Source organism: Roseivirga thermotolerans, assembly GCF_014653175.1.
Taxonomy (GTDB): Bacteria; Bacteroidota; Bacteroidia; order Cytophagales; family Cyclobacteriaceae; genus Roseivirga; species Roseivirga thermotolerans.
Window position 1 is genome coordinate 807,552 of record NZ_BNAG01000003.1, and the last position, 25,069, is coordinate 832,620.

General features: G+C 43.7%; 23 protein-coding genes. 3 read left to right on the plus strand and 20 right to left on the minus strand.

From position 1 onward, the window contains the following. Positions 1 to 4: 4 nt before the first annotated feature. Positions 5 to 370, minus strand: coding sequence for a DUF4260 domain-containing protein (locus IE164_RS13615; RefSeq protein ID WP_189630770.1), 366 nt, complete (start codon positions 368 to 370; stop codon positions 5 to 7). 2 nt (positions 371 to 372) lie between these two features. After that, positions 373 to 1,152, minus strand: a complete 780-nt coding sequence (locus IE164_RS13620; protein WP_189630771.1) for a glycerophosphodiester phosphodiesterase — start codon at positions 1,150 to 1,152, stop codon at positions 373 to 375. A 248-nt stretch (positions 1,153 to 1,400) separates the two neighbouring features. On the opposite strand from IE164_RS13620, the gene IE164_RS13625 reads away from it, so the two are divergent. Next, on the plus strand, positions 1,401 to 1,790 hold the full coding sequence (locus tag IE164_RS13625; protein WP_189630772.1) for a fibronectin type III domain-containing protein: 390 nt from the start codon (positions 1,401 to 1,403) through the stop codon (positions 1,788 to 1,790). Positions 1,791 to 1,887: 97 nt separating this feature from the next. Here IE164_RS13625 and IE164_RS13630 read toward each other — a convergent pair whose 3' ends face one another. From IE164_RS13630 to IE164_RS13685, 12 genes are all read right to left on the minus strand, one after another. Beyond that, entirely contained in the window at positions 1,888 to 2,247 is a 360-nt protein-coding gene (locus IE164_RS13630) for a DUF2200 domain-containing protein (protein ID WP_189630773.1), read from the minus strand. A gap of 11 nt (positions 2,248 to 2,258) precedes the next feature. Next, positions 2,259 to 2,540 carry a hypothetical protein gene (locus IE164_RS13635; protein ID WP_189630774.1) on the minus strand — a complete coding sequence of 94 codons (282 nt, stop codon included), beginning with the start codon at positions 2,538 to 2,540 and terminating at the stop codon, positions 2,259 to 2,261. 94 nt (positions 2,541 to 2,634) lie between these two features. Further along, positions 2,635 to 3,297, minus strand: coding sequence for a serine hydrolase domain-containing protein (locus IE164_RS18620; RefSeq protein WP_308440972.1), 663 nt, complete (start codon positions 3,295 to 3,297; stop codon positions 2,635 to 2,637). A gap of 376 nt (positions 3,298 to 3,673) precedes the next feature. Next, positions 3,674 to 4,057 carry a VOC family protein gene (locus IE164_RS13645; RefSeq protein WP_189630775.1) on the minus strand — a complete coding sequence of 128 codons (384 nt, stop codon included), beginning with the start codon at positions 4,055 to 4,057 and terminating at the stop codon, positions 3,674 to 3,676. A 193-nt stretch (positions 4,058 to 4,250) separates the two neighbouring features. After that, a complete protein-coding gene (gene bla / locus IE164_RS13650) occupies positions 4,251 to 5,051 on the minus strand; it encodes a subclass B1 metallo-beta-lactamase (RefSeq protein ID WP_189630776.1) in 801 nt (266 codons plus the stop codon). Between the two features lie 189 nt (positions 5,052 to 5,240). Continuing rightward, positions 5,241 to 5,747 (minus strand): lactoylglutathione lyase family protein, encoded by a 507-nt coding sequence (locus IE164_RS13655; RefSeq protein ID WP_189630777.1) that lies wholly within the window; start codon positions 5,745 to 5,747, stop codon positions 5,241 to 5,243. A 139-nt stretch (positions 5,748 to 5,886) separates the two neighbouring features. After that, entirely contained in the window at positions 5,887 to 6,534 is a 648-nt protein-coding gene (locus IE164_RS13660) for a YdeI/OmpD-associated family protein (RefSeq protein WP_308440971.1), read from the minus strand. A gap of 91 nt (positions 6,535 to 6,625) precedes the next feature. After that, positions 6,626 to 7,504 carry a cysteine synthase CysM gene (cysM, locus tag IE164_RS13665; protein WP_189630778.1) on the minus strand — a complete coding sequence of 293 codons (879 nt, stop codon included), beginning with the start codon at positions 7,502 to 7,504 and terminating at the stop codon, positions 6,626 to 6,628. Next, complete coding sequence (gene epsC, locus IE164_RS13670; protein WP_189630779.1) at positions 7,501 to 8,337, minus strand: serine O-acetyltransferase EpsC; 837 nt, start codon at positions 8,335 to 8,337, stop codon at positions 7,501 to 7,503. Before epsC ends, cysM begins: the two co-directional genes overlap by 4 nt. Before the next feature lie 80 nt (positions 8,338 to 8,417). Further along, positions 8,418 to 8,651: a hypothetical protein gene (locus IE164_RS13675; RefSeq protein WP_189630780.1), complete on the minus strand. Its 234-nt coding sequence runs from the start codon at positions 8,649 to 8,651 to the stop codon at positions 8,418 to 8,420. Positions 8,652 to 8,758: 107 nt separating this feature from the next. Continuing rightward, positions 8,759 to 9,676 carry an adenylate/guanylate cyclase domain-containing protein gene (locus IE164_RS13680; protein WP_189630781.1) on the minus strand — a complete coding sequence of 306 codons (918 nt, stop codon included), beginning with the start codon at positions 9,674 to 9,676 and terminating at the stop codon, positions 8,759 to 8,761. A 3-nt stretch (positions 9,677 to 9,679) separates the two neighbouring features. Further along, the gene (locus tag IE164_RS13685; protein WP_189630782.1) at positions 9,680 to 11,542 is read right to left on the minus strand and encodes an ABC-F family ATP-binding cassette domain-containing protein; all 1,863 of its coding nucleotides are present in this window, start codon (positions 11,540 to 11,542) and stop codon (positions 9,680 to 9,682) included. A gap of 478 nt (positions 11,543 to 12,020) precedes the next feature. Here IE164_RS13685 and IE164_RS13690 point away from each other — a divergent pair, with 478 nt between their 5' ends. Together IE164_RS13690 and IE164_RS13695 are read left to right on the plus strand one after the other, a co-directional pair. After that, positions 12,021 to 13,301, plus strand: coding sequence for an efflux RND transporter periplasmic adaptor subunit (locus IE164_RS13690; RefSeq protein WP_189630783.1), 1,281 nt, complete (start codon positions 12,021 to 12,023; stop codon positions 13,299 to 13,301). Further along, positions 13,301 to 14,641, plus strand: coding sequence for an ABC transporter permease (locus IE164_RS13695; RefSeq protein ID WP_189630784.1), 1,341 nt, complete (start codon positions 13,301 to 13,303; stop codon positions 14,639 to 14,641). Before IE164_RS13690 ends, IE164_RS13695 begins: the two co-directional genes overlap by 1 nt. 129 nt (positions 14,642 to 14,770) lie before the next feature. Here IE164_RS13695 and IE164_RS13700 read toward each other — a convergent pair whose 3' ends face one another. From IE164_RS13700 to IE164_RS13725, 6 genes are all read right to left on the minus strand, one after another. Further along, entirely contained in the window at positions 14,771 to 15,304 is a 534-nt protein-coding gene (locus IE164_RS13700; RefSeq protein ID WP_189630785.1) for a hypothetical protein, read from the minus strand. 119 nt (positions 15,305 to 15,423) lie between these two features. Further along, complete coding sequence (locus IE164_RS13705; protein ID WP_189630786.1) at positions 15,424 to 16,965, minus strand: RagB/SusD family nutrient uptake outer membrane protein; 1,542 nt, start codon at positions 16,963 to 16,965, stop codon at positions 15,424 to 15,426. A 21-nt stretch (positions 16,966 to 16,986) separates the two neighbouring features. Further along, positions 16,987 to 20,391 carry a SusC/RagA family TonB-linked outer membrane protein gene (locus IE164_RS13710; RefSeq protein WP_189630787.1) on the minus strand — a complete coding sequence of 1,135 codons (3,405 nt, stop codon included), beginning with the start codon at positions 20,389 to 20,391 and terminating at the stop codon, positions 16,987 to 16,989. A gap of 87 nt (positions 20,392 to 20,478) precedes the next feature. Beyond that, entirely contained in the window at positions 20,479 to 21,534 is a 1,056-nt protein-coding gene (locus IE164_RS13715) for a FecR family protein (RefSeq protein ID WP_189630788.1), read from the minus strand. Positions 21,535 to 21,792: 258 nt separating this feature from the next. Continuing rightward, positions 21,793 to 22,320 carry an RNA polymerase sigma factor gene (locus tag IE164_RS13720; RefSeq protein WP_189630789.1) on the minus strand — a complete coding sequence of 176 codons (528 nt, stop codon included), beginning with the start codon at positions 22,318 to 22,320 and terminating at the stop codon, positions 21,793 to 21,795. A gap of 501 nt (positions 22,321 to 22,821) precedes the next feature. Then, on the minus strand, positions 22,822 to 25,059 hold the full coding sequence (locus tag IE164_RS13725) for a sodium-translocating pyrophosphatase (RefSeq protein WP_229838689.1): 2,238 nt from the start codon (positions 25,057 to 25,059) through the stop codon (positions 22,822 to 22,824). Between the last annotated feature and the right edge of the window lie 10 nt (positions 25,060 to 25,069).

The following is a 25,069-nucleotide window of genomic DNA, read 5'->3' on the forward strand; positions in this document are numbered from 1 at the left end:
AGGCTTAGCTTTCCGCCTTAGATCCGGGCAACCACCCCAAATGCGTATGCTTAAAGTGATCGGGGTATTTCAGCCCATAACCAAAAATACGATCAAGGCTTGCATGCCCAAATAGAATAATACCACTCAATTCTAGCCATGAGTTACTGAACAACCAGCCCAAGCAAAGCACCATAATAGCAAGTCCTTTATGGTGGAATAGGTTATATGTTAGCGCACCTGTTTTGGTGTTTAGGGCATATCCGATCATGCCAATATCGGGAGTGAGAATGAGCACTAAATACCACCACCAGTCAAAATTGGTCAGGCTGAATAAATAGATGGAGAAGCCAAACATAGCTGCCTCTTCCAGTTTAATAATGTGCTTCATAGTCAGTGGTTTAAGAGTTTCACAGCCCTGTCTGGGTAGTTAGAAATTATTCCATCAATTCCCAGGTCAATCAAAGCCCTCATCGTTTCTTCATCGTCCACCGTATATCGCCATACTTGGATACCCATGGCGTGTGCCTCTTTAATAAATGCTTCCGTTAGGTGAGTGCCACCGCCAACTCCAATATAGCCCGCTTTGATTACCTTGGCGTAGTCCAGGGTAAACTGATCTGCCGTCCCTATGAGGTAGAGAATTGGAATATCAGCATTCAGCTTTCTTATTTTAGCCAGTACCTGATAGTGAAAAGAGAATATAATCACCTGATCTGTCATTTTTAGCTCAGCAATGGTGCGCAATACTTCTTCTTCGGCACCATAGGCCTTAATTTCTACACAGACTTTTATTCTGTCTTTGGCTAGTTTAAGAGCCTCCCGCAAGCTGGGAATTGGCTCTTCAGTGAACCTGTCGCCAAACTTTTCGGAGTAACCTACCTTTACCTTTTGCAGCTCGGCAAAGGTCATATCAGCCACCTTTCCCTTCTTGTCATTAGAAGAAGTTCTGTCTACTGAACTGTCGTGAATGACCACCACGGAATCGTCTTTGGTAATGTGTACATCCAGCTCAAAGAATTCAATTCCTTGGTCAATAGCTTGTTGAAAGGCCGATAAGGTGTTTTCTGGGGCTATACCGGAAGAGCCGCGATGAGCAATTACTTTAGTTTGAGCTGTAGAGAGGCTGCATAAGCAGCTCACAAAAAGCATGGTAAGTACATAGGAACGCATAAGTAAAAAGTCATTAGGGTTAAAAATAGTCAGACCTTACGGTTTATGGAGCCTGGCTTTTTCAAGGAATTGTTAAGAAAGTGAAAAATAAGGCAGTTTTCGACCTGATGAAAATACAGAATAACGCGGCCGGAAATAGAATAATATGTGTCTCAAACTATAAATTTTTTCTTCATAGAAGCTTACAACCGGGCCCCTGAATGGAGGGTCAAGGGGCTATCAATATGTAAAAACAAATTTTTAGCAAAATGAGAATGTTAGAAAAAAGTAGTGGACTTATGAGAATGCTGGTAGTGGCATTTTTGTTCACCGGTTTGGTTATGTCTTGCGATAAAGACGATGATCCAAAACCATCGCTGAGCGCACCTGCTGTTAACGCAGCAACTGATATCACAGCCAACTCTTTTAAGATTAGCTGGGCTCAGGTAACCGGTGCTGATAAATACCTGGTGGATGTTTCTACGAATGCCAACTTCAGCAGCACGCTCAATAATTACTCTAAGAAGGAGGTTACTACTACCAATCTTGTGGTTACTGGGTTGAACGCCAAAACCAAATACTACTTCCGTGTGTATGCCAAGAAGGGAACGACTACCTCTGCGGCTTCTGGAGTAAAAGATGCTACCACCGCGGAATAGAATACTTTATCGGCTTAGCCGGTGCTACTGGTCTGATCGCTATGAGCGGTCAGACTGGTTTAATCTCAAAAAACTTGCGAACCAAAACCACGATAGACTATACGCTTCTCAATATCTTTTCCATTTTTCTACCCTTGGCCAACTCATCTACCAGTTTATCCAGATACCTTACCTTTTGGGTCAATGGGTTTTCGATTTCTTCTACCCGATAGCCACAGATGACTCCGGTAATGAGCTTTGCATTGGGGTTAAGGCTGGCTTGGTCAAAAAATGATTGGAAGGTGGCTTTTTCATCGATCAGACTTTGGAGTTTTTTGGAATCAAAACCAGTGAGCCACTCAATGACCTGATGAAGTTCTTCGGTTGTCCGGCCTTTCTTTTCTACTTTGGTTACATAGTGCGGGTATACTGAAGCAAAACTCATGGCGGCTATTCTTTCATCTTGTTTGCTGTTCATAGTATTGGGGTTTAGTGGCGATTGCGAATTGCCGATTCAAGTTCGTTTAATTCTTTTCTTAACTGGTTCTTCCTACGCTGATGGTCATTGGCTACATCCGCATAAGACTGCATTTCCTTATTGAGTCTTTTTATTGTAGCTCTATTTAGCAATATGCCGAGAAAAGATTTTGAAAGCCTGTCTACTTCTTGCACCAAAGGTCTGAATTTTTCTACATACCTATATTCTTCCTGATGCTCGTATTCAATCTGCTTTTTTAGCTCTTCAATTCTGGCTGCTTCAAATGCGTTCATGGGGCTGGATTGGATGGGTTCTGTATTCAAGTTCCTAAAAAAGTGCAGAACATGCAAAGGGAGTGTCATGGAACATGTAGAGTGTTGTGGTTTCTTAAATCCTGACTAGGCGCTTGTGCATAATTTCTGAAAAACTCCAGGCTTTGCCTCCGCTGGTGTTCGTGAACTGAATGATAACAACATCTATATCTGCATAATAGCGAGCCAAACTCTGGTAGCCCGGCAAAAGTCCGGTATGCTCAAAACTATACAGCCCGGCATAGATTGATTGCTCCTTCTTATTGAGTAAACTACCATTGTGCAGTGCCGTCAAAAACAGACCAACCTCTTTAGCTGTAGCGACCATAGAAGCACCCGGTTCAATAAAATCATTGCCTTTTACATCATGAAGCCAGCCTACGACATATCCGCTCATTACCCGTTCGGGATTGGCTTGGCTAAGCAGGCTAGAAGTGCTTTTGAGTTGAAGTGGATGCAATATGGCTTCTTCGATATACTGGTGATGACTGTAGCCCAACGTATTGCCTAAAATATGGCCAAGAAGCAGGTAGTTAGTATTGGAGTATTCATAGCGCAGGCCGTGTTCAAAACGTGCCGGTTTGTTCAGTACAAGCTCTAGTGTTTTCTCATTGTTCTTAAAAGGCTTGTCCCACCGAAAATCCGGAGAGTCTGTAAAAGTAGGTATGCCACTGCGGTGCTGTACGAGTTGTTCAAGCGTAATTCGATCGGCATTTTCTACTGTTTCCGCGGAGCTCAGGCAGGTATTGAACCAAAGATTTCGTGGGGTCTAACTGCCCTTTACCAATGAGCTTGGTAGCCGCTGCGGCAATATATAGTTTACTAATGCTGACTCTTTTAAAAAGAGCACCGGATTAAGCAGGTACTTTTGTTTCTCTGTTGTGCTAACCGGTAGTGTGGAGTTTAGGGGGCTTTCCTGCTTCATCAATGTACACTATAATACCGCTAAGAGCATATTCTTCAACCCGATTTACCTGCTCTTGCACGCTATCAGGCAGGGGCGAATTGAAACCCAGAGCAGCCGCCAGGGTACAAAGAATAGTGAAATGGCGGTGGCTCCGAGCACTAGTATGGTCAGCAGTCGTTTTTTAGACAACATCAGTCAGGCTGTGATATCAGGGAGCCTTAGTGGGGGAGGAAATGTCTACCAGAGTGCCATTCGGGTCCTTTAGTAAAAAGCGCCTTTGTCCGTAAAAAGTATTTTCCGGCTCACTGAGTACTTCAAAGCCTTGTGACTTAGCTTTTTCAAAAACTATGTCGGCATTTTCGACCACAAAGGTGAGGTAAAAGCCTTGTGGTTTTTGCTGAAATGCTTCCGGAACCAAATCATAGGTTCGGTCAATAATACCGAGTTCCAGTTGGCGGTCTTTGGAGATCAAATGAACAAACCAGTCACTGTCATAATCGACTACGAAATCGAGCAGGCTGGTATAAAAATCTCTGCTTGCAGAAAGGTTATCGGAGCAGATGTTGGTGATCATTCGTTGAATGGTATGCATAAGATAGGTATGGTTTATTGTTACAAGTAAATAGAAAGAATGTATTCAGGTAGCTAATCAAAAGAATATAATTGAAATGTGCTTAAAGTTTTTGAGTCATTGAGTCTATTCAACCGGACTTGGCTGAGCAAATCGCCACTCAGATACCGGCTGTCTCAATGGCCGATGATAGCTTCTTCTTTCATGACTGCTTCTACTGATTATTTGTCTCGAACAATTGTATGGTATAATCTAAAAGAGCTGTATTACCGGTTTTTCCATGGCCCGGAACAACCAGGTTAGCTTCGGGAAATTTGCGTTTTACGTTGGCCACAGTCGCTGGCCATTGTTGAACGTTGGCATCTTCTAAATTACCCTTACCGGCTCCAACTGATTTAATTAAACAGCCACCAAAAAGAACGTGATCTAAAGGGAAGTAGCCTACTAGATTGTCTTGGGTGTGGCCTTCGCCCAAAAAGTGCACGACAACTGCTTGGTTTCCTAATTTCAAGTTCAGACTATCATTAAAAGCATTGACGGGCGTTTTGAAATTATAGTTGTTGTCAGTCAATAGTTTTATAGTTCGAGTGCCGACAAATGCAGGAATGCCTTGGGTGTCAAATTCATTAATTCCACCGATGCAGTCTTCATGGAAGTGTGTGGGGATTAACGCAGTGATCTTACTTTTTAATTCTGAACGGATAAAAATGATAAGTTCTTTAGCGTTTTCTGAGTGGGTTGGCGTGTCGAATACAATACTTTCACCCTCATTTATAACAAACATGCCATTGCAGGGTACCTTACCGAAAGTATCGGTGTCTAAGTAGGAAATATGCTGATATGTATGGTCAGTTAACTTAATAATGGTAAGTGCTTGGCTTTGATAAACAACGGAGTCGGTTTTTGCTGCTTCTGTTTTTTGTTCTTCCGCTTGTTGGTGGTTTTTAGTCTTTGTTTGGTTGCAGGAAAATAGAGCCGGGCAAAGAAGGGTTAAAAATAGGAGAGCGTTCTTCATTTGGTGAGTTAGGACTTTGTTAAGATAAGCTTACTCCAATATAGTGTGCTTCTGTGGGTTGTAGGGCTTTTTTCTTGCTTAACTATTGAAAGAAAGTAGGGGTGGATTCCATTGCGTTGTGAAGAAGTTCGGATAGCACTACCCGTAAAAAAGTGAAGGCCTCACTTTTAGCGAAGCCTTAAGAAGCGGTTAGTCTTGATATGCCCCCGAAGAATAGGTGAGCTCATAACTGTGAGAATATATTTCGAATACCACACCAAAAGGGTCTTCTACATAAACCATTTTATACGGTTTTTCATTGGGGTAATATTCACGAATTGGCATTCTCTGCTTACCACCACGTTCTATAATTTTTTGAGTTAGGCCTTCAATGTCCGGATCTTGTACACAGAAGTGAAAAAGACCGGTGTTGAACGGATTGAATTCTGGCTTCTCTTTAACTCCATGAGGGAATGAGAATAGCTCTATACCAATTCCATCTGATGTGGACATGTGGGCGATTTCAAACTCTTCCCAATCTTCGCCAAACACATCGATGCACATTTGACCGATGGCTGTTTCTTTCTCTTTTTTGATTTTAGAGGGAGGCATAATCACATACCAGCCCATCACCTCTTCATAAAATTCAACGGCTTTTTTTAGGTCAGGCACGGTGATACCTATGTGCGAAAATGATCTTGGATAACTTTTATTCATGTTTTTGCTTTGTCTAATTATCAGGTGCCATTAACACGTGAGTGTGTGGACTTAGTTCCTGTTTTTAACGCCAGTTGTTGACTTAAAAAGTGCTTGTTTTGAGGATGAAATTCAAGTGATGTTGGTTGTGGTGAACCAATTACCTGAACTGTTTTGGTTTCAGGCTTTTATGGGCACTCTCTACGATTTCTACAATTCGTTTTGCTCTCGTTTCCGGCCGTTTAGCAAAGGTTACCCAATGCAGTAGTAGTTTTTTAGTCGAATTGCTGAGCCTGTTAAAAAATGCAAGTGCCTCTTTGCAGCCTGCTAAAGCCTCGGTTAAGTCGTTCGGAACAATTAGTGCCTCTACATCATCCAATGCGTTCCAGGAACCATTTTCTTTAGCTATTGCTATGCTCTTTAAGCCAGCCTCGGTCATAAGGTTGTTTTCAATGAGCCGGGCCACTTTCTCTTTGTTTATTTTAGACCATATGCTGTTGGGCTTTCGCTTACAGAAATATTGCATGTAGCTTTCTTTGTCGATGGCTTTCTTTGTGCTATCAATCCAGCCAAAGCAAAGTGCTTCGTCTACGGCCTCACTCCAACTTAGAGTAGGCTTGTTACTGGAAGTCTTATAATAAACTAACCAGATAGACTGGGTTGAGTCATGGTGTTTACTTAGCCAGTTTCTCCAATCTGTTTTGCTTTTAGGGTAGTATGTTGTCAGCACTTTTTCGGGCATGGCTGTTCCGTTTACCATAAAATTAGAGATGTCAGATGACAACCCTATGTCAGCAGTGAGCAGCATGCCTGCGGTTATTTGGTGTGGATTACAACCCTACAGTAATTACAGGCTCAATGCAATCGATGAGGCTTAGGGACAATGTTTGTTTTCAGGCTTACCCAAATAAGTCACTACTTAAGTATCTGTCTCCCCGGTCGCAGACAATGTGGACGATAACCCCTTCTTCAATTTCTTCGGTAAGCTTTAGCGCTGCATGTAATGCACCGCCAGAGCTCATGCCTGCCAAAATTCCTTCTTCTTTAGCCATTCTTCGCGTCATTATGGTGGCTTCTTGCTGACTTACATCTATTATTCTATCAACCCTGTGTGGATCGAATATTTTAGGAAGAAATTCAGGAGACCATCTGCGGATTCCGGGGATGCTGGAACCATCCGTTGGTTGAGTGCCTACTATCTGCACATGTGGATTTTGTTCCTTTAGATAGCGCGATACTCCCATAATAGTGCCGGTAGTGCCCATGGCAGAAACAAAGTGGGTGATTTTCCCCTGGGTGTCCTTCCATATTTCAGGCCCTGTAGTTTTATAATGTTGTCCGTAGTTATCGGGGTTGGCAAACTGATTGAGCATGTAATAGCCTTCTTTTTCGGCCTTTTGCTGCGCCAGTGTACGGGAATACTCAATGGTTTGAGCGGCAGGCGTAAGTATTACCTCAGCACCATAGGCCTGCATACTTAAAACTCGTTCGCGCGTGGAGTTATCAGGCATCACCAGGGTTATGTGCACACCCATAATGCTGGCAATCATGGCCAAGGCTATGCCTGTATTGCCACTAGTGGCTTCAATTAATCGGTCGCCCTTTTTTATTTCACCGCGGTCTAGCGCCCCTTTTATCATGCCATAAGCAGCTCTGTCTTTTACACTTCCCCCGGGGTTGTTGCCTTCCAGTTTACCGTAGATTTTCACTTTCGGATTGGTATGTAGGCGTTGGTATTCTACCAAGGGTGTATTACCAATTAATTGCTCAATGGTCATGCGCTTTGTCCTTTAAAAATAATTGTGTCTTTCTTTCCGTTGGAGTGGCTCATTTGGGCCTGGTAATAAACCTTGGAGCCGGAAGGCACACTGTGGGTAAGCCACACATTGCCTCCAATTACCGAGCTATGGCCTATATCGGTGTTTCCACCTAAAATAGTAGCTCCTGCATAAATGACTACATGGTCGCCAATGGTAGGATGGCGTTTCGTTTGTACATCGCGCTTCTCTACACTCAAAGCCCCCAGGGTTACTCCCTGATAAATTTTAACATGGTCGCCAATGTGAGTGGTTTCGCCAATCACAACCCCGGTGCCATGGTCTATACAAAAGAAATGGCCTATGGTTGCGCCAGGGTGAATATCGATGCCCGTTCGGCTATGTGCATACTCCGAAATTATACGAGGTATGAGCTCAACCTTTAGCTGATACAGCGAATGGGCAATGCGATGAGCCGCAATGGCCATGAAACCCGGATAAGTTCTTACTACTTCGGTTCGGCTTTTAGCGGCCGGATCGCCTTCAAAAATAGCCGTTATGTCTTCTTCCAGCATGGCGTGAATGGCCGGTAATTCATCAAAAAACCGATCGGTTACATGGTCCGGTTCCATATCCGATTTAATGGGGTTTCGGGAAAGAATTTGATTGAGTTGCAATCGTAATTTTTCCAGATGTAATTCAAATTCTTTCTGAGTGCTAAACTGCTGCCGCGAAAAGTCAGGGAATAGGGTGCCGAGAAGGTCGTTGAACCAGTTGGCGACCATTTCGGGCGATGGGCAGCTGGGGCAGGCTTGTTGCCGCACATAAAGTTTATTGATGAATTCCTGATGCATGTTGAAGTAAGTAATAATTGACTAAAAGAGTTCAAGCTTTGAGGCTGTAGACGTATGCTGGTCTATGAGGTTGTATAAATTCAGGAGAATCGCCTTTTATTTCCTTTCATAAACTTTCTTTTCTCTCTGCGTTGGTTGTTGTTAATCATGAAAAAAAGTAAGGGGCCAATAAGGAAGGCCATGAACAGTGGGAGTTGTAAAATACGGTTTTGATTGTTCTTCCGGTTGCTGCGCTGTTTCATGTAATAGATGAAACTCATGGCATATACAACCATTAGAAACCCAAAAAGAATAAGAAACAACGTTGAGTTCATGGTGTACTAAAATAGCTTTAAGTAACGAATCTCGTTCGATTAATTGAATAGCGCAAGCAGAGAGGCTCGAAGAGTTTTGCCTTCGCGGCCCAACTCTAAGGGGAAGACTAGTCTAAAAAGTGTTGGTCTAGTGAGTAGACTTTTTGGATCCCGCTTTTACCCTTGGCGTTTATTTCGAAACTCTGACAAACCGAACATTTGTGTTGTAGTTTTTTGTAGAGAGCTTCTGATACTAAAAACCGAGTATTGAGTGTTTTATTGGCTTGTTCTATTCGGCTGGCCAAGTTTACGGTATCTCCAATGGCAGCTTCCTTCTGCATGCCTTCAATGCCTATGGTTCCCCAAATGATTTTACCGGTGTGCGCTCCCAGCCGGATTTTAAAGTCACTGTCAATAATATCGTGTACGGCATGGTCGAACTTATCGATGGCTGTTTTCAGTTCGAATCCGGCTTTAATGAGGTTTTCGGAGTGTTTCGGATCATCGTCTAACCCAAAGATGGCCAAAAAGCCATCTCCGTAGTAATCAATTATTCGCCCTCCATATTTTTTTACAACCGTGCCGGCTATATGAAAGTAGCGGTTGAGAATATGCACTACATCGTAAGCCGGAGTTTTTTCCGAAAAAGCAGTGTAGTCGGCAATATCTACAAAGAGTATGGATGCGTCTTTTTCAATTCCCAGGCTTCTGGGCGAAAGGGTGCTACCATGATCCAGGATAATGGTTTCATCGATTTCATCAAGTACGAGTCTTCTCATCTTTACATCCCCATTAATTTTAGTCTGACACGCCAGCCTTACCTCAGGCAGCAGTCCTAATTGTTGAGCAAGAGACGATTCTTCTTCATTTCGGGGACAAAGGTTTTCCAAACCTTCCTCGATATAGACACGGCAGGTAGAACATTGGGCAAAGCCTCCACAAGCGTGGGTGTGCGGTATGCCCGCAGCCAGTGTGTTTTCCAGTATCGTTTTTTCGGTATTTGCTACTAAACTTACCTTGTCGTTGGTCAATTCTATTACTGCCATGCACTACGTCAATTCGGAGAGCTCCAGCCAGCGCAATTCTTTTTGGTCGAGTTCATTAGAAACTGTCTGAAGGCGCTTGGCCAGTTCCGACAACTCTTCATGATCAGTTACCTGATTCATTTCATCGATTAATCGGCTTTTCTCCTGTTCCAGATCGGCTATCTGTTGCTCCAACTGGCTAAACTCTCGTTGCTCCTTAAATGAAAGCTTTTTCCGTTCATTTGGTTCCTTGGTCTTTTCCTTTTTTTGTTCTGTAGGTTTGGCCACCTGGGGGCTTTCTGCTGCCTGCATACGGTAGTCAGTATAGTTGCCGGGAAAGTCTCTTATTTGTCCTTGACCATCGAACACAAACAGGTGGTTAACAAGTTTATCCATAAAGTAGCGATCGTGCGAGATGATAATGAGGCTGCCTTCAAAGTTCTCCAGGTAATTTTCCAAAGTGCCCAGCGTAATCAAGTCCAGATCGTTGGTGGGTTCATCGAGCACCAGAAAGTTTGGGCTTTTTAATAGAACCTGCAGAAGTTGCAGCCTGCGTTTTTCACCACCGCTTAATTTGCCAATGGGTTTGTACTGAACCTCCGGAGGAAACAGAAAACGGGTGAGGAACTGCGAAACAGGTATGCTTCGGCCTTTGCCAACTTCAATCACTTCAGCGATTTCTTTGGCAAAATCTATTACGGTTTGTTGCGGGTCGAACTGATCTTCTACCTGTCGGTAGTAGCCAAATTTGGTGGTTGGGCCAAGTTCAATATAACCCGAATTGGGTGCCAACTCTTGTGTAATCAGCCTTATGAAAGTGGTTTTTCCACTGCCATTAGGACCTACTATTCCTATTCTGTCTTGCCTCTGAAAGGTATAGGAGAAGTCACTGATTAATTGTCGGTCTCCAAAACCATGGCTCAATTTCTCTATTTCCAATACCTTTTTGCCCTGTCGGGCTGTATTGGCCTGAAGGTTTAGCTCATTTGTTTTTTGAGCGCTAAAGGCTTTTTCTTTGGTTTCCTGAAAGGCATCTACCCTGTATTTTGCTTTGGTACCTCTGGCTTGTGGTTGTCTTCTAATCCACTCCAGTTCTTTTCTGTAAAGGTTTCGGGCTTTGTCTATGGAAGCACTTTCATTGGCTTCTCGTTCGGCTTTTTTCTCCAGAAAATAGGCATAGTTACCTTGATATGTAAATGCTTTTCCGGCTTCCAGTTCAATAATGTTATCGGTTACCTGCTCCAGAAAGTAGCGGTCGTGAGTTACTAAAATTAACGCCATGTTGGCTACGGCCAAGTACTTCTCCAACCATTCAATGGTATCGATATCGAGGTGGTTGGTGGGCTCATCGAGAATCAGTAGGTCGGGCTTTTGAATAAGCACCGAGGCAAGGGCTATTCGCTTTTGTTGCCCGCCAGAAAGTAATGCAACCTCTTCTTCTAGATTGTGGATGCCGAGCTTCCCCAGTATTTGTTTGGCCTGGCTCTCCAGATCCCATAGGTTTTGGGCATCTATTTGTTCTATAAGTTGCTGTACTTCACCATGGTTTTCATGTCCGGCAGCCGATCGCACCAGGGCTCGCTCATATTGCTTAAGCAAAGCATGTTCCGGGTTGTTGCTATCAAAAACGGCATCGAGTACTTTTTGTCCGGCATAAAACTGCGGATTCTGCAATAGATGCTTTACCACAATATCGTTTTTAAAGACCACTTCGCCACTATCGGGAGTTTCCATTCCGGTAATCACTTTTAGCAGCGTAGATTTTCCCGAACCATTCACTCCAACCAGAGCCACTTTTTGGCCCTGTGCAATCCCAAAAGTAATGTGGTCGAGTATAAGCCGGTCGCCAAAAGACTTGGTGAGCTTTTCTACAGAAAGGTAATTCATAGTTCACAAAGCTACTACTGTAAGTGGTTTTGTCGAGAGGGCCGTTGAAATAAAAGTTCACCCGGTTGAATTTGTTCTTACGTAGTATAATTAATTGGCCATTACACGGTCTTTATAACACGCAGTCCATAACAAATGACTCTGGGAGTAGAACAAAAATAGGTTGAGATGCATCGGAGAAGAATACCAAGAGGCTCTGGTTCTATGCACTTAAAGTTATTGATAACCAATAAACGATGGCATCCAGCGTATTGATAGGAGAGCATGAGTGGGAGGTCCGGGGCAGATGAGAAGCGGGTCGAATGTTGATGGAGGTGAAAAGTGAGTTTTGGGGAGAAGTGATGAAATAAGGAAGACTATATTTTTTTGATCAGACATCAAAGGTTGAAATATTAAATATAAAATTAATGTTAAAAATTTTAGTTTGAACAAGTTTTAAACTATCATTATAGTTTACTCAAATCATCAACAACAACTCATGAAAAATAGAAAGGTCATGGTGATTACGGGCGTCTTTGTAGCCTTAATCATCTTTTTCATCACAAAGGTTAACAAAGGCTCTTCCATGGAGAGCGAGGTACTTACCCAGGTAAAGGTAGGTTTGTTTAGGTCTGAGGTAACCGCCAGCGGAGAGTTATATGCCAAAAACAGCGTAAATATCTTAGGGCCTGATGGCATGCGTCAAGCCAACATTTGGGAAACCACCATTAGCCACATCATCGATGAGGGCACTGTGGTGACCAAAGGAGACTATGTGGCCAGGCTAGATCAGTCGGAGCTTGGGCAAAAAATTCAGCAAGCCAGCAGCGATTTTACCATCAGTTCTTCACAGTATAAAGAGGCCAAACTAGATACGGCCATGGAACTGAGAAAAGCCAGGGAGGAAATGGACAATATGCTTTTCGAAATGGAAAAGCAGAAGCTAGTGCTGGAAAATTCACAATACGAACCACCGGCCACTATCAAGGAAAAAACAATGGAGTTGGAACGGGCCCAAAAAAGATATGATCAGGCCAAGGAAAACTACAAGTTGCAACTAGAAAAGGCCAAGGCCAAGGTGGCGGCTTCTGAAGCCGAAATGTTAGAAGACAAGAGGCGGCTCGATTTTCTTCAGGAAATATCAAATCAGTTTGTAATTACGGCTCCGGAGGCCGGCATGCTAATTTATAGAAGGGACTGGCGCGGAAACAAAATTGCGCAGGGGGGAAGAGTAGCCTCTTACGACCCTATTGTGGCTACTTTACCTGATCTTACCAGCATGATATCCAAAACTTATATCAATGAAGTAGATATCAATACCGTGAGCGCAGGCCAATTTGTGGAAATTGGCCTCGATGCTTTTCCGGAAAAGAAGCTCACCGGGGTGGTGACCAGTGTGGCCAATATGGGACAGCAAAGACCTAATTCTGACTCCAAGGTTTTTGAAGTAGTAGTAGAAATTAATGAGTCTGACACCACTCTTCGGCCGGGAATGTCTACGAGCAATAAAATAATTGCCAAGGTGGTAGAGCAGGCTATGTTTGTGCCCGTAGAGGCCATTCACAGCCAGGGAGATTCCATTACCTACGTACTATTGAAAGATGGACTGAGTATTGTGAAGCAAGAAGTGGAGTTGGGAATTTCTAATTCCGATCAGGTAATCATAAAGTCAGGATTGACTGAAGGACAGAGCGTGTACCTTTCCGATCCCAGTGGTATTAACGACTTCAGCCTTAAGAGGCTCAACAACTCCCAGTCCATCGCCCAAAACAATAAGTAATGTTGAAGCAATTAGCATCTAACATGGCCATAGCCATGGAAGCGGTTTTTGCCAATAAAATCCGGTCATTGCTTACAGCATTGGGTATTATTTTCGGAGTAGCCGCAGTTATAGCTATGCTGGCAATTGGAGCCGGTGCCCAGCAAGAGATTCTGGAGCAAATAAAGTTGGTTGGTGTAAACAACATTGTCATTACTCCGGTAATTGAACAAACAGAAGGAGAAGTACAAGCCGAAAATGCCGGAGGAGAAGCCCGAAAACAAAAGAACCTTTCCATCGGTCTCAATTTTCTCGATGTGGAAAGCATTAAGAGTATAGTGCCTGGCATAGAGGTGGTAAGTCCGGAGGTAGTGGTAGAAACTTCAGTTTCTCGCAACGCCTTTCATCGTAGTGCCAAGTTGGTGGGGGTTGAAAACTCATATTTTGAAATTGCCGGTTTCCGTCTGCTCGAAGGAAATTTCTTTAATGAGGAACATGCTGAAATGGGTAAGCCAGTATGTATTGTAGGTAAGTCTATAGCCGCCAAGTTCTTTAATGGAGAAGAACCTTTGGGTAAATACCTCAAGGTGGGAAAACATTGGCTCAGGGTAATCGGGGTTTTGGAAGAAAGACTTATTTCTGACAAGAGTATCAGTAATCTGGGCATACGAGACTATAATATGGATGTTTATACTCCGCTGAGTACGGCTCTACTTAGGTATGAGAATCGTGCAATGGTTTCTAATGCGGCCATTCAGGAGGCAATCAGGAATAGTAACATGGGAGTAGACCAGGGCAAAGCTAAAAACTATCATCAACTGGATCGTCTGGTGATAAAGGTGGCCGACTCCGATAAAATGAATGCCACCGCTGAGGTAATTAGTAAACTTCTTAAGCGCAAACACAGCCAGGTGGTGGATTATGAAATCACTATTCCTGAATTATTGCTGAAACAGCAACAGCGTACTAAAAACATCTTTAATTATGTGTTGGGAGGCATTGCGGGCATATCCTTATTGGTAGGGGGAATAGGAATTATGAATATTATGCTGGCTTCGGTTTTGGAGCGTATTAAAGAAATTGGGCTTCGCTTGGCAATAGGGGCTACCAAGCGAGATATTATTTATCAGTTCTTGCTCGAATCGGTTATGATTAGCTTCAGTGGAGGAATGATAGGTATTATTTTGGGGCTGTCCATTGCCTTTGGCATTAGTCAATTGGCCGATATCCCAACACTGGTGCATATATCTTCTATTGCCCTTTCTTTTGGTGTGGCTGTTACGGTAGGAATAATATTTGGGATAACTCCCGCAAAACGTGCCGCCAGCCAGGATCCTATTACCTCGTTGCGTTATGAATGAGTGAATACTCGGATTGGGTTTTTCTTGCGGAAAGTAGGGAATTCGTTAATAATTGTATTTATTTGAAAAGTAACTGGTTTCCGTCTGAAACCAGTTCTAAACAAACTACTAACTAAACTAAAACGAAAGTCAGTTTCTTTCTCCGGTGGCCATTGGTTCCCGGTTGTTAAGATTTTTGATAAGAGCAGGGTAATTCTTGCTGGTTCGTATGGTCATTGTTCTACCATCGGTTCTGTAGAACCTCAGCTTTCCCATTGACATCTCCGCCACATTGCCTTCAAAAGCGTAAGCTCTTTTTCGCTTTCCGTTTTCCAGGCGATAGGCCAGCGACATTCGGGTGAAAAAAGATTCGGCTACGCGACCTTTTGGAATCTTTCGTTCGTTTACTGCTTCATGGTTGGTATAAGACCTAAAGTGCTGGATAGTAGTGGGTAAAGGCTGATCTATTTCCGGAAAAAATGGAGCCAGCATTAAACTGTCCCGCTCAAAATTGGACTGGTGAATTAGACGAATACCATCTATTTCAATCCAGTGCTCTGAACTGAACTCTCCTATGAAGTTGATCTCCAGCAGTTCTGCACTAAGCTTGTTTTGGGAGTGGCAACCCAAAACCATTATCAGGCTGAGAATAAGAATTGACCCTATTGTTTTTGACCTTGACATGTGTTTGGTTAAATGAGGCTGTCTCAAGAATTTCACCGCTTCTTTCCTGACCATCACCACTTAAAAAATGGTGGCTAAAAGAGGATCGATCGATGAGACAGCCATTGTTTTGTTATCTATCAGGCTCCATCAGGATTTCCTATGCCTCCAAAGGTGTAGATTTCGAGGCCAAGTGCCTCCAGCTCTGATGCCGGTACTGGCATACTTAGAGGAGTGCCAGGAGGTAGTTTCAAATCATCGATGGTGGTGATTCGTCTGGTGAAGTAGCCATTGCAGGCCGCTTGCCAACTCAGTTCTACCAGTCGCTCATAAGTGATTTCCCTCAGAAGCTCTTCATTGGTTTCTGCACCGGTTAGGGGAGCCAATTCTCCGCGTCCAACCCGACTTTCGTTAATGAGCTGCGCAGCTTCAATTTTACTTCCACCTGTTCTAACAAGAGCCTCTGCTCTAAGCAGGTTATTCTCAATAACTGTAAAGTGCGGCATAGGGCCCACGGAGTTATCATTTACAAAGTAGATATACCGGCTGTAGCTGTAATTACCAAAAATGTAGAAGCCCCGGTCAGACCTAAAAGGTACACTACTGTTGTAGGTAAAGTCGGTTTCCAGACGTTTGTCTCTGGGGCTGGTAATTTCGGGGTAAGACAACACATTGTCTTGCCAGGGGTAAGGTGCCGTTGGGTGGTCGGGGTCGGTATCACTGGCATTAAGAATGTCTCTGCCACCGGTTCCTCCTTCCATCATGTTGATCATTCGTTGCGAAACCCGCACCCAACCGGCATACTGTCCGTTGGTTAAGGCTCTGGTATACCAATCGTTTCCTCCATCGCCAATGGGGGCAATGTCTTGAGTTATACCGTTGGTAGTAAGTTCAAGCACTTGCTGCCAATTGGTTTCGTTTATGGTTTGCTCTGCATTTCTGGCCGAAAACACTTCAACTTTTGCAGCATATGACCGGGCAAAACGAGCCGCTTCCTGAGAAGAAAGTGTTACACCGTTGAATCCGTTAAAAATGATTTCCGGGTTTTCCTCAAAAATCTGAGCGGCCTCCAGGAACCTTGCTATTGCGGCATCGGCACACTCTCTATAAGACTGTAGCTCTAAGCTACCCAGGTCTGCATCGGTTAGGTCTTCGCTAACAATAAAACCCTGATCGAAAATCATGGCCACCCAGCCCAGGGCCAGGCCTTGCATCATGCGAGCATTGGCCAATACAGAAAGAGTGTGATCTTCACCGGTGTTGGGGTCAATGGCTTTGCCATCGAAGTTATCGCGCATTACCTTTAACACATCGTTCACCGGGCCTATGGAGTTATAGATTCCTCGCCAGGGGTTTCGATTCACCCGAACGGTAGAAGCCGTGTTAGAGTTTACGAACGGTCTGGGAGGAATTCTGCCCCCATCGAACATGGCAAAGTTGGTCCATGAGGAGGACATGATTTGTGACGCTACCGACAGGTACATATTGGGGTAAGAGATTTGGGTTTGTCTCCACCACTCTCCGTAGGCTCCCTGTATTAATGAAGGGAACTCTGCCGGATTGGATAGCACACCGTTAATGTCTAAAGCATTGTTGTTTTCAACCTCCAGATCATCACAGCTTTGGGTAGTGATCATAAGAGCCGCTACCGATAATGAGAATATGTATTTTTTAAGTTTCATATCATTCTGTTTAAGTAGGTATTAGAAAGTGAATGAAATTGAACCTGAGAAAGTCCTGATGAGCGGGAAGGTATATGTATCGTAACGATCATTTATACCTCCAAAAGTTGGATCGAAGCCACGGTATTTAGCAAACAGCAGTACGTTATTGGCAATAGCACTTAGTTGTACACTTCTAAACACGTTGTTCAATCCCAACTTGCTAAGCTGTGCTGTTCTCAGTTCATAGTTTACTGAAAGTTCTCTCAGTCTAATGTGTGAGGCATCTTCTACATACTCAGCGTTCAATCGTCTACCGTTGTAAATGGATTGTCTGAAGCTGGAGTAGTGTCTTTGCCCTTCCGGTCGGTGCGCTTGGTCATAGTCCGGGCCAAGTCCGTCCCTATCGAGCGACTGTAAGCCGGCATTGTACACGTCTCCACCAATCTGGCCTTCCCATAGCATGTACACATTCACATTTTTATATCGGAATCCTGTTCTTAACCCCAGGTTTAGGTCGGGACGGGCGTTTCCAATCAGCAGTTCCTGTGCTTCCTCACCATTATCGTTTACAATGGGCACCACACGCTCCTCATTAGTGTATTGAGTTCCTTTTGGAATTACGTATCCTAGGTCATTGATTTCGTAATCATCAATGGTAGAGGTGTTTCCGAGGCCTGCAAACTGACCGTTCAACACAATGCCGTTTTCGTCAACGGTTAGTTCATTCAGAGACTTAGCGTATCTTCTACCATACATTTGAGTAAGCTCACTGCCTTCTCTCCAAATGCCGGCACCGGAAGAGAGCACCTGTGGTGCATTGAACTCTGTAATGGTCTGCACGGTCCGGTCTGCCACCAAATCAAAGGTCAACCCAACGTTTTCACTACGAATGGCCTGATAACCTAAGGTAAATTCAACGGTATTGGTCGATAATGTGGCGGCATTCTGTATTTGGGTAGATCGGCCACCCGTGGCAGCTACCGATATTGGCACAGAGAGAATCTGGTCTCTGTTTTCCTGAGTAGAGTAGGAGGCCAGGAAGTTGAACTTATTTAGGAATCTACCGCCAAGGGTAAATTCTGCCTCTGTAGTAATGTTGGGCTTAAGCTTAGGGTTGGCCAACTGTTGGGGGAAAGAGATGAGCCCATTGGCTACATTGGCGATCTCGAACCTGTCGTTGAAACCAGGTCTTCCTCCGGCTGTACCCAATGAGGCTGAAACTTTCAACTCCTGAAAACCGGGTATGGTAAAGTCCTGTGTAATACGATAGGCCAATGAGCCTCTGTAGAACCACTGCCACCTTTCATCTTCGCCAAATAATGAAGAGCCGTCTCTTCTCAATACGAAGTCAAAAATGTATCGATCTCTATAGTCCCCACCAACAGCAAGCGCATAACTGTCCGATCTCAGTTTTATGGGTCTGGTGTCTGTGGCTGATAAAAATTGATAGCCTCTGCCGGAAATATCTGCCAATACAGCATCTAAATGATCATAGTCCCGAAGTCCCAGAAAATCACCATCAATGGTGAAGCCTTCATCCACACGGTCTTCGTATTGATATTTTAGAGTAGACCGGAGGTTAACATCACCAAACTTCTTTATGTAAGTAAACTGGCCGCTGGCATTTATGGCTACTGTTTGGGCATAGCCGCGGTCGATATCGCCCTGACCGGGGTCTCCAACCACTGCCAGATAACCCGGATTTTGATGACCACTGGAGTTATCAGCCCTGGTGTCGAAACCCATTATACCGGTAAACTTCAGGTCGTTGGTAATGTGTAAATCACCTTGAGCACTGGCAATAAAACGTTTTCTAACGCGCTCTGATCGGTTGTTGGTGAGTACGTAGAAGGGGTTAAAGAAGGAATCGAGAATAAACGAGTTCGCATCGTAGTTATAAGGACTTCCGTCTTCTTCGTTTGGAGCAAACCAGTCGGCATCTGGTGAAGCAAAAATCAAAGTGCCAATATTTCTTGGGCGAGTATCGTCTCTATCCCAAATGTATCGGGAACGAACTTTCAGGTCGAACCGGTCAGAGAAACTCTGATCGAGGCCTATCGCAAAATTGTATCTGCGATTACCTTCATGCATCTCAATACCTCCTGAAGCATTTTGTTGCTCGAACGAAACGCTGAGGTTGGAATTGGCGGTTCGGTTGCTTAACCGAATGTAGTTCTTGAATGAAGTGGTTCCTCTAAAAAAGTCTTCGAGGTGATCTCTGTACCTTGAAAATGGCACTTCATTGATGGAAGGTACTTTGTCTAAGGCCAGGCCGTCATCGTCAGTAATAATATCTCCGTTGGCATCGGTTTGCTTGTTATGGAATCTGGCTTTTTCGGGGTGTCTTCCTTTATAGGTGTTTTCAGAAACTACTTCGCTTCTTACAAATACAGAGGTTTGGCCTACCTCGAGCCCTTTGCCCGACTTGGTGTAAATGGCAATTACACCATTGGCTGCCCGCGATCCGTAAAGGGTGGCTGCAGAGGCTCCTTTCAGTATCTCGTACCGCTCAATGTCCTGAACACTGATATCGGAGAGGCTTCCTTCAAGTATGGCTCCATCGAGCAAAATGAGTGGTGAGTTGCTGGTTCTGAGGTTGGTAGCACCTCTCAATAAGATGGAGGGTCCTTGACCCGGAACATTGCTCGGAGCCACTCTTAAACCGGCTACTTTACCTACTAGGGCATTTCCTGCATTGGCAGCCGGTGCCTTTGTAAGTACCTGCTCATCGACACTGGCAATGGTAAAAGATAGTTTTTCTTTAGGTGTTTCTGCTGCAACACCGGTTACTACCAGTTCGCCCAGATTGGTTACATCGGGCTCCAGAATTACGTTGATAATGCTTCTGGAACCTACAGTGACTTCTTGAGTGATGTATCCTAAGTATCTGAAAACCAGAATAGTGTTGTCGTCAGGTACTTCAATCGAATAGTTTCCTTCCATGTCTGTGAGCGTACCATTGCTGGTGCCTTTAATGAAGACACTCACCTGTGGCATTCCAAACCCTTCTTCTCCTTCAGTAACCTTACCGGTAATGGTGCGGACTTCAGCTATACTTACGGCTGGTTCTGCACCGGGAGGGTTTTCCGAAGCGGAAGAAACGGAAATGTTGTTGTTGAACTGTTTAAAATTGAGCTGTGCCAGCTTAGATACTGTTTCCAATAACTCGGCTACGGTATAGCTCTTATATGACAAGTTGATGTTTACATTCTTGTTGAGATCTTCTTGTTGATAGAAGAATTTGAAAGGCGACTGGGCTTCTATTTTTCGGAAAGTTTCCTTTAGTGAAGCTTCGTTTAACTCCAGAGTTACTTTGTATTCTCTAATGCTTTGAGCTCTGGATTTGGTGGCCATCAGGGTAGATAAGACCATGCATTGAATGATTGTCCCATACAGACAAAGACGTGCTGCTCCCCACAGCACCGCCTTAAGATTATTTTTCATATCTTAGAGGTGTTTTAATATTAAACATACAGTTATGTCCAAGGCACTTCTGCTGCAACAGGGTGCCTTGGTAGTTTTAGCGGTTGTTTATTTCATAGGCGTATCTGTTTTTAGTTTTTCCATAGGCAATTGATCATTAAGTTTAATTAGTATCTGGTCTTCATTTATCTGACTTTCGAAGCCCATGCTATAACCAATGGTGCTTAACACCATTTCCAGGCTCTGTCTTTCGAATATGCCTGTTCCTTTGTAATACAATTCTTTGGCACTCGAATCGCCTTCAATGTCAATGTCCACATCGTACCAGCGTTCAAGCATTTTAACTATTTCTTTAAGGGGTTGATTTTCAATGTATAGCTTCTCTTCTCTCCAGGCAGCTGTCTTTTCTCTGTCCATTGTGTTTTTGGTGAGGTTGTTAGACCTTTTGTTGAATTCGGCCTGCTCATTGGGGTAGAGTACCAATGAAGAGTCTTTGGAATGCTTAGTGCTATCTAAGGTGCTTACCTCCACCGATCCGGTAAACAGAGAGATGGAGGCTAGCTTTTCACATTTATAGTCGCGCACATTGAAAGAGGTACCCAGGGCAACGGTAGAAAGATTTCTGGAAGTAACCACAAAAGGGAGATCCTTGTTTTTGGCTACTTCAAAGAAGGCTTCTCCATCGAGGCTTATGTTTCTATTAGTTATTCCGTAGCCGGGGTCATAGGTGATTTTGGTTTCGGCATTAAGGGTTACTTTAGAACCATCGCGTAAAATGATGGTGCTTCTAAATCCCTTGGCTGTGGCTTTTACTATATCGGCCTGTGCCGGCAGCTGATTACTTTGATGAGAGCCAGGGGCTATAAAGAAATAAGCCACCATAATTGAAAGAACAAGGCTAGCTCCAACTACAACTTTTCGGATGTTGTTTTTTGAGCGAAAAGACGAAGTGGGAGTATAAGGTTGTGTGTGTGTTCTTTTTGGGGGTACTATAGCTTTCAGAATGTTTTGCTTCACAGTGACTTCATCATACTCATGAAGCTTTTCATTGGAGGTTTCTTCCCAAAGGTCGCTCAGCAAATTGTGCAACTGATCGGTGTCTTCCGTGTTGCGAATGAGTTGCCGTAGTTCTGATGACTTATGATTTGGATATTTCTTTTCCAATAGTCTGTTTAGTATTTGTCATTTCGTGCTCCTTCAAAAAAAGGGAGGCTTAACTAATAGTACACAAGGATTGGCTGTAGCCATTACTCGTTAGAAAAAAAATAATAGGGTTACTCATTTAGATCACATTTGTTAGCCCCAGTATACTAGCCATAAGCTGTGTCCTCACAGCGTCTTTTAACAACCATTTGTGAAGACACAAATGGAGCCAAGGTTCAGAAATGCTCTTCTTGCGGTATAAGTAAGTAACCCTAAGAATTAAACAGAAACCGTATTTGCATAGGCATGTATGGTTTTTATGGCTTTACTCATCTGGCTTTCTACTGTATTTACAGAAATGTTCAGTTTTGCAGCAATCTCTTTATTGGAAAGCCCCTCATATCTGCTCAGCATAAACACGGTACGCCTTTTGGGCGGAAGGGTGTTTATAGCTTTTCTTATGATGTCTTCCATGTCTTTTAAGATTATGGTTTCCATGGTGGTGTTGAGGCTAACCATCGACTCATTGATTTCCAGGCTTCCCATATGTTTTTGATTATCTCTTATTCGGTTGAGCGCTAGATTTTTGGCGATTCGGAAGAGCAAAGCATAGGGCGATGAGTCAAGATTGATTTGCTTGCGTATTGCCCAGAACTTGAGGAAAACGTCTTGACACACTTCTTCACTGTCTTCTACCGATTCCAACAGTGAATAGCAAAAATTGAAAACCTTGTTCAGGTTTAGGTCAACGAAAGATTCGAAGGCCCTTTCGTCACCTTTTTTAATTCTAAGTATAAGCTTGTCCATGCCCTATTACATCAAGTAGAATGATATAATAGAGACAGAATGACAATGTGTTTTTGAATGGAAAATAGCTGCTGACCTATGCTTTTTCATAGTTGTTGTTTTGTTGAGTTTTTGAATAAAGAAAAACTGAAAAAAAATTCAGCTATAGTCAGAGGTGGCAAAAAAATAGCCGCGTTTAATGGTTGACCTGTAAAGTATACAACGCAATATAATTAAAGCCCTTATGCTATGGGACGGTGTTTTCTATCAAATGGTTAGATTTTTTGCAAATAATTGTATGTGAAGAACAGCAATAGCCCTGCTATATATGGTCTCTGAGGCTGGTATTTTGGCAATTTATGAAGTCTGATTTGACTGTATCCGGCATGAACAAACAAGGCCGGCTCAGTGGAGGAAATATATGTTTTTTAACTAAAAAGCAGTTTTGGCCAATAAAAACAAAAGCCTGCAAGTGTTCACTTACAGGCTTTTGTAGCTTTTATGCCTTGCGGCACTTCAATGTTACTCTACTTCTGTAACAATATCTTCAACATCATCGATGTGAATCTCTACAGGATCAATTTCTACATGGGCATCGGTACTGTGTTCTCCCGTACCATACATTTCACCCAAGATTGGCGCAATAACCAAACCTACCAGACAGGTAAGTTTAATAAGAATGTTCATTGAAGGCCCTGAGGTATCTTTGAATGGATCACCTACGGTATCGCCAGTTACAGCTGCTTTATGAGCATCAGAACCTTTGTAGGTCATTTCACCATCAATTTCAACACCGGCTTCGAACGATTTCTTGGCGTTGTCCCAGGCCCCACCTGCGTTGTTTTGGAATATGGCCCAAAGCACACCAGAAACAGCCACTCCGGCCATGTATGAACCAAGTGCTTCAGGGCCCATAATAAAGCCAATGGCAATTGGGAACAGGATGGTAATAGCTCCTGGCAACATCATTTCTTTAATGGCTGCCTTGGTAGAAATTTCAACACATTTACCATACTCAGGTTTGCCAGTACCTTCCATAATACCAGGAATTTCCTTGAACTGTCTTCTTACCTCTTTCACCATTTCCATGGCGGCTTTACCTACTGACTGCATAGCCAAAGCAGAGAAAATTACTGGAACCATACCACCAATAAACAGGGCAGCCAGTACATCGGCTTTGAAGATGTTAATTCCATCAATTCCTGTGAAGGTTACATAAGCCGCAAATAAGGCAAGTGCTGTCAAAGCAGCCGAAGCAATAGCAAATCCTTTACCAATAGCAGCGGTAGTATTTCCTACAGAATCGAGAATATCTGTTTTAGTTCTTACTTCATCCGGTAGCTCGCTCATTTCGGCAATACCACCTGCATTATCGGCAATAGGACCGAAGGCATCGATAGCCAATTGCATGGCTGTAGTAGCCATCATGGCCGAAGCAGCAATACCTACACCGTAAAAACCTGCCAATTCGTAGGCTCCCCAAATGGCTCCTGCAAACAGGAGAATAGGGGCAAAGGTAGATTTCATTCCGGTAGCCAGACCTGCAATAATGTTTGTAGCCGCTCCGGTAGATGAGTTTTGAATGATTGACATTACGGGCTTTTTACCCAAACCTGTATAAAACTCTGTCATATAAGAGATAAGACCACCTACAATGAGGCCCACTACAACGGCTCCAAATACCCGGGTAGAAGTAATTTCTACAATGCCTTCGCCAAACAAAGACATTTGCATGGTGGCAGGGAGCAACAGGTCTATCAGGAACCAACAGGCAATGGCTGTTAGAACAATAGATCCCCAGTTACCTTTATTAAGAGCAGCCTGAACTTCGGCTTCTTTAGCGTTTTCGTTAGAGATTTTGATTACCAGTGTTCCCAGTATTGAGAAGATGATACCGGCTCCTGCAATCACTAATGGAAGAAGGATTGGACCAATTCCACCAAAAGCATCATCGATTGAACCCCCCATATCTCGAATTACATAGTTACCGAGAACCATAGAGGCTAACACGGTAGCCACATAAGAACCGAAAAGGTCGGCACCCATACCGGCCACATCACCTACGTTATCACCTACGTTGTCAGCAATAGTAGCAGGGTTTCTTGGATCGTCTTCAGGAATACCTGCTTCCACTTTACCTACAAGGTCAGCTCCAACATCGGCTGCTTTGGTGTAAATACCACCACCTACACGGGCAAAAAGGGCAATTGACTCAGCACCTAATGAGAAACCGGCAAGAGCTTCTAGCACCACAGTCATGTCTTGAGTGTTGGTCCACTCACCACCCATGAAATACTGGAAAAGAAGGATGAAAAGAATACTAAGACCAAACACTGCCAGTCCGGCAACGCCAAGTCCCATTACGGTACCACCGGTAAACGATACCTTTAATGCTTTCGATAAGCTTGTTCTGGCTGCTTGTGTGGTTCTAACGTTGGCTGCTGTGGCAATGCGCATACCAATGTTGCCGGCCCATCCTGAGAAAAAGGCACCAATAACAAAGGCCACCACAATGAACCAGTGGGTAGTTTCTACTACCTGCGAAATGACACCCAGAAGTACTCCGGCTATAACAACAAAAATGGCCAATACTCTGTATTCAGCGCTAAGAAATGCAAGAGCTCCCTCTCTAATGTGTTGAGCCAGGTCTTGCATTTTTTGGTCACCGGCATCTTGTTGGTTTACCCATCTCGCTTTGGCGATCATCACCAATAATCCGATCAAGCCCAGAACGGGCACTGCATAAATAAGATAAGACATAATTAGGTCC

What these genes read in the sequence shown, in the direction of transcription:
- IE164_RS13615 (WP_189630770.1), bottom strand. Translation starts at nt 370, where the DNA reads ATGAAGCACATTATTAAACTGGAAGAGGCAGCTATGTTTGGCTTCTCC.
- IE164_RS13620 (WP_189630771.1), bottom strand. Translation starts at nt 1,152, where the DNA reads ATGCGTTCCTATGTACTTACCATGCTTTTTGTGAGCTGCTTATGCAGC.
- IE164_RS13625 (WP_189630772.1), top strand. Translation starts at nt 1,401, where the DNA reads ATGAGAATGTTAGAAAAAAGTAGTGGACTTATGAGAATGCTGGTAGTG.
- IE164_RS13630 (WP_189630773.1), bottom strand. Translation starts at nt 2,247, where the DNA reads ATGAACAGCAAACAAGATGAAAGAATAGCCGCCATGAGTTTTGCTTCA.
- IE164_RS13635 (WP_189630774.1), bottom strand. Translation starts at nt 2,540, where the DNA reads ATGAACGCATTTGAAGCAGCCAGAATTGAAGAGCTAAAAAAGCAGATT.
- IE164_RS13645 (WP_189630775.1), bottom strand. Translation starts at nt 4,057, where the DNA reads ATGCATACCATTCAACGAATGATCACCAACATCTGCTCCGATAACCTT.
- bla (WP_189630776.1), bottom strand. Translation starts at nt 5,051, where the DNA reads ATGAAGAACGCTCTCCTATTTTTAACCCTTCTTTGCCCGGCTCTATTT.
- IE164_RS13655 (WP_189630777.1), bottom strand. Translation starts at nt 5,747, where the DNA reads ATGAATAAAAGTTATCCAAGATCATTTTCGCACATAGGTATCACCGTG.
- IE164_RS13660 (WP_308440971.1), bottom strand. Translation starts at nt 6,534, where the DNA reads ATGCTGCTCACTGCTGACATAGGGTTGTCATCTGACATCTCTAATTTT.
- cysM (WP_189630778.1), bottom strand. Translation starts at nt 7,504, where the DNA reads ATGACCATTGAGCAATTAATTGGTAATACACCCTTGGTAGAATACCAA.
- epsC (WP_189630779.1), bottom strand. Translation starts at nt 8,337, where the DNA reads ATGCATCAGGAATTCATCAATAAACTTTATGTGCGGCAACAAGCCTGC.
- IE164_RS13675 (WP_189630780.1), bottom strand. Translation starts at nt 8,651, where the DNA reads ATGAACTCAACGTTGTTTCTTATTCTTTTTGGGTTTCTAATGGTTGTA.
- IE164_RS13680 (WP_189630781.1), bottom strand. Translation starts at nt 9,676, where the DNA reads ATGGCAGTAATAGAATTGACCAACGACAAGGTAAGTTTAGTAGCAAAT.
- IE164_RS13685 (WP_189630782.1), bottom strand. Translation starts at nt 11,542, where the DNA reads ATGAATTACCTTTCTGTAGAAAAGCTCACCAAGTCTTTTGGCGACCGG.
- IE164_RS13690 (WP_189630783.1), top strand. Translation starts at nt 12,021, where the DNA reads ATGAAAAATAGAAAGGTCATGGTGATTACGGGCGTCTTTGTAGCCTTA.
- IE164_RS13695 (WP_189630784.1), top strand. Translation starts at nt 13,301, where the DNA reads ATGTTGAAGCAATTAGCATCTAACATGGCCATAGCCATGGAAGCGGTT.
- IE164_RS13700 (WP_189630785.1), bottom strand. Translation starts at nt 15,304, where the DNA reads ATGTCAAGGTCAAAAACAATAGGGTCAATTCTTATTCTCAGCCTGATA.
- IE164_RS13705 (WP_189630786.1), bottom strand. Translation starts at nt 16,965, where the DNA reads ATGAAACTTAAAAAATACATATTCTCATTATCGGTAGCGGCTCTTATG.
- IE164_RS13710 (WP_189630787.1), bottom strand. Translation starts at nt 20,391, where the DNA reads ATGAAAAATAATCTTAAGGCGGTGCTGTGGGGAGCAGCACGTCTTTGT.
- IE164_RS13720 (WP_189630789.1), bottom strand. Translation starts at nt 22,320, where the DNA reads ATGGACAAGCTTATACTTAGAATTAAAAAAGGTGACGAAAGGGCCTTC.
- IE164_RS13725 (WP_229838689.1), bottom strand. Translation starts at nt 25,059, where the DNA reads ATGTCTTATCTTATTTATGCAGTGCCCGTTCTGGGCTTGATCGGATTA.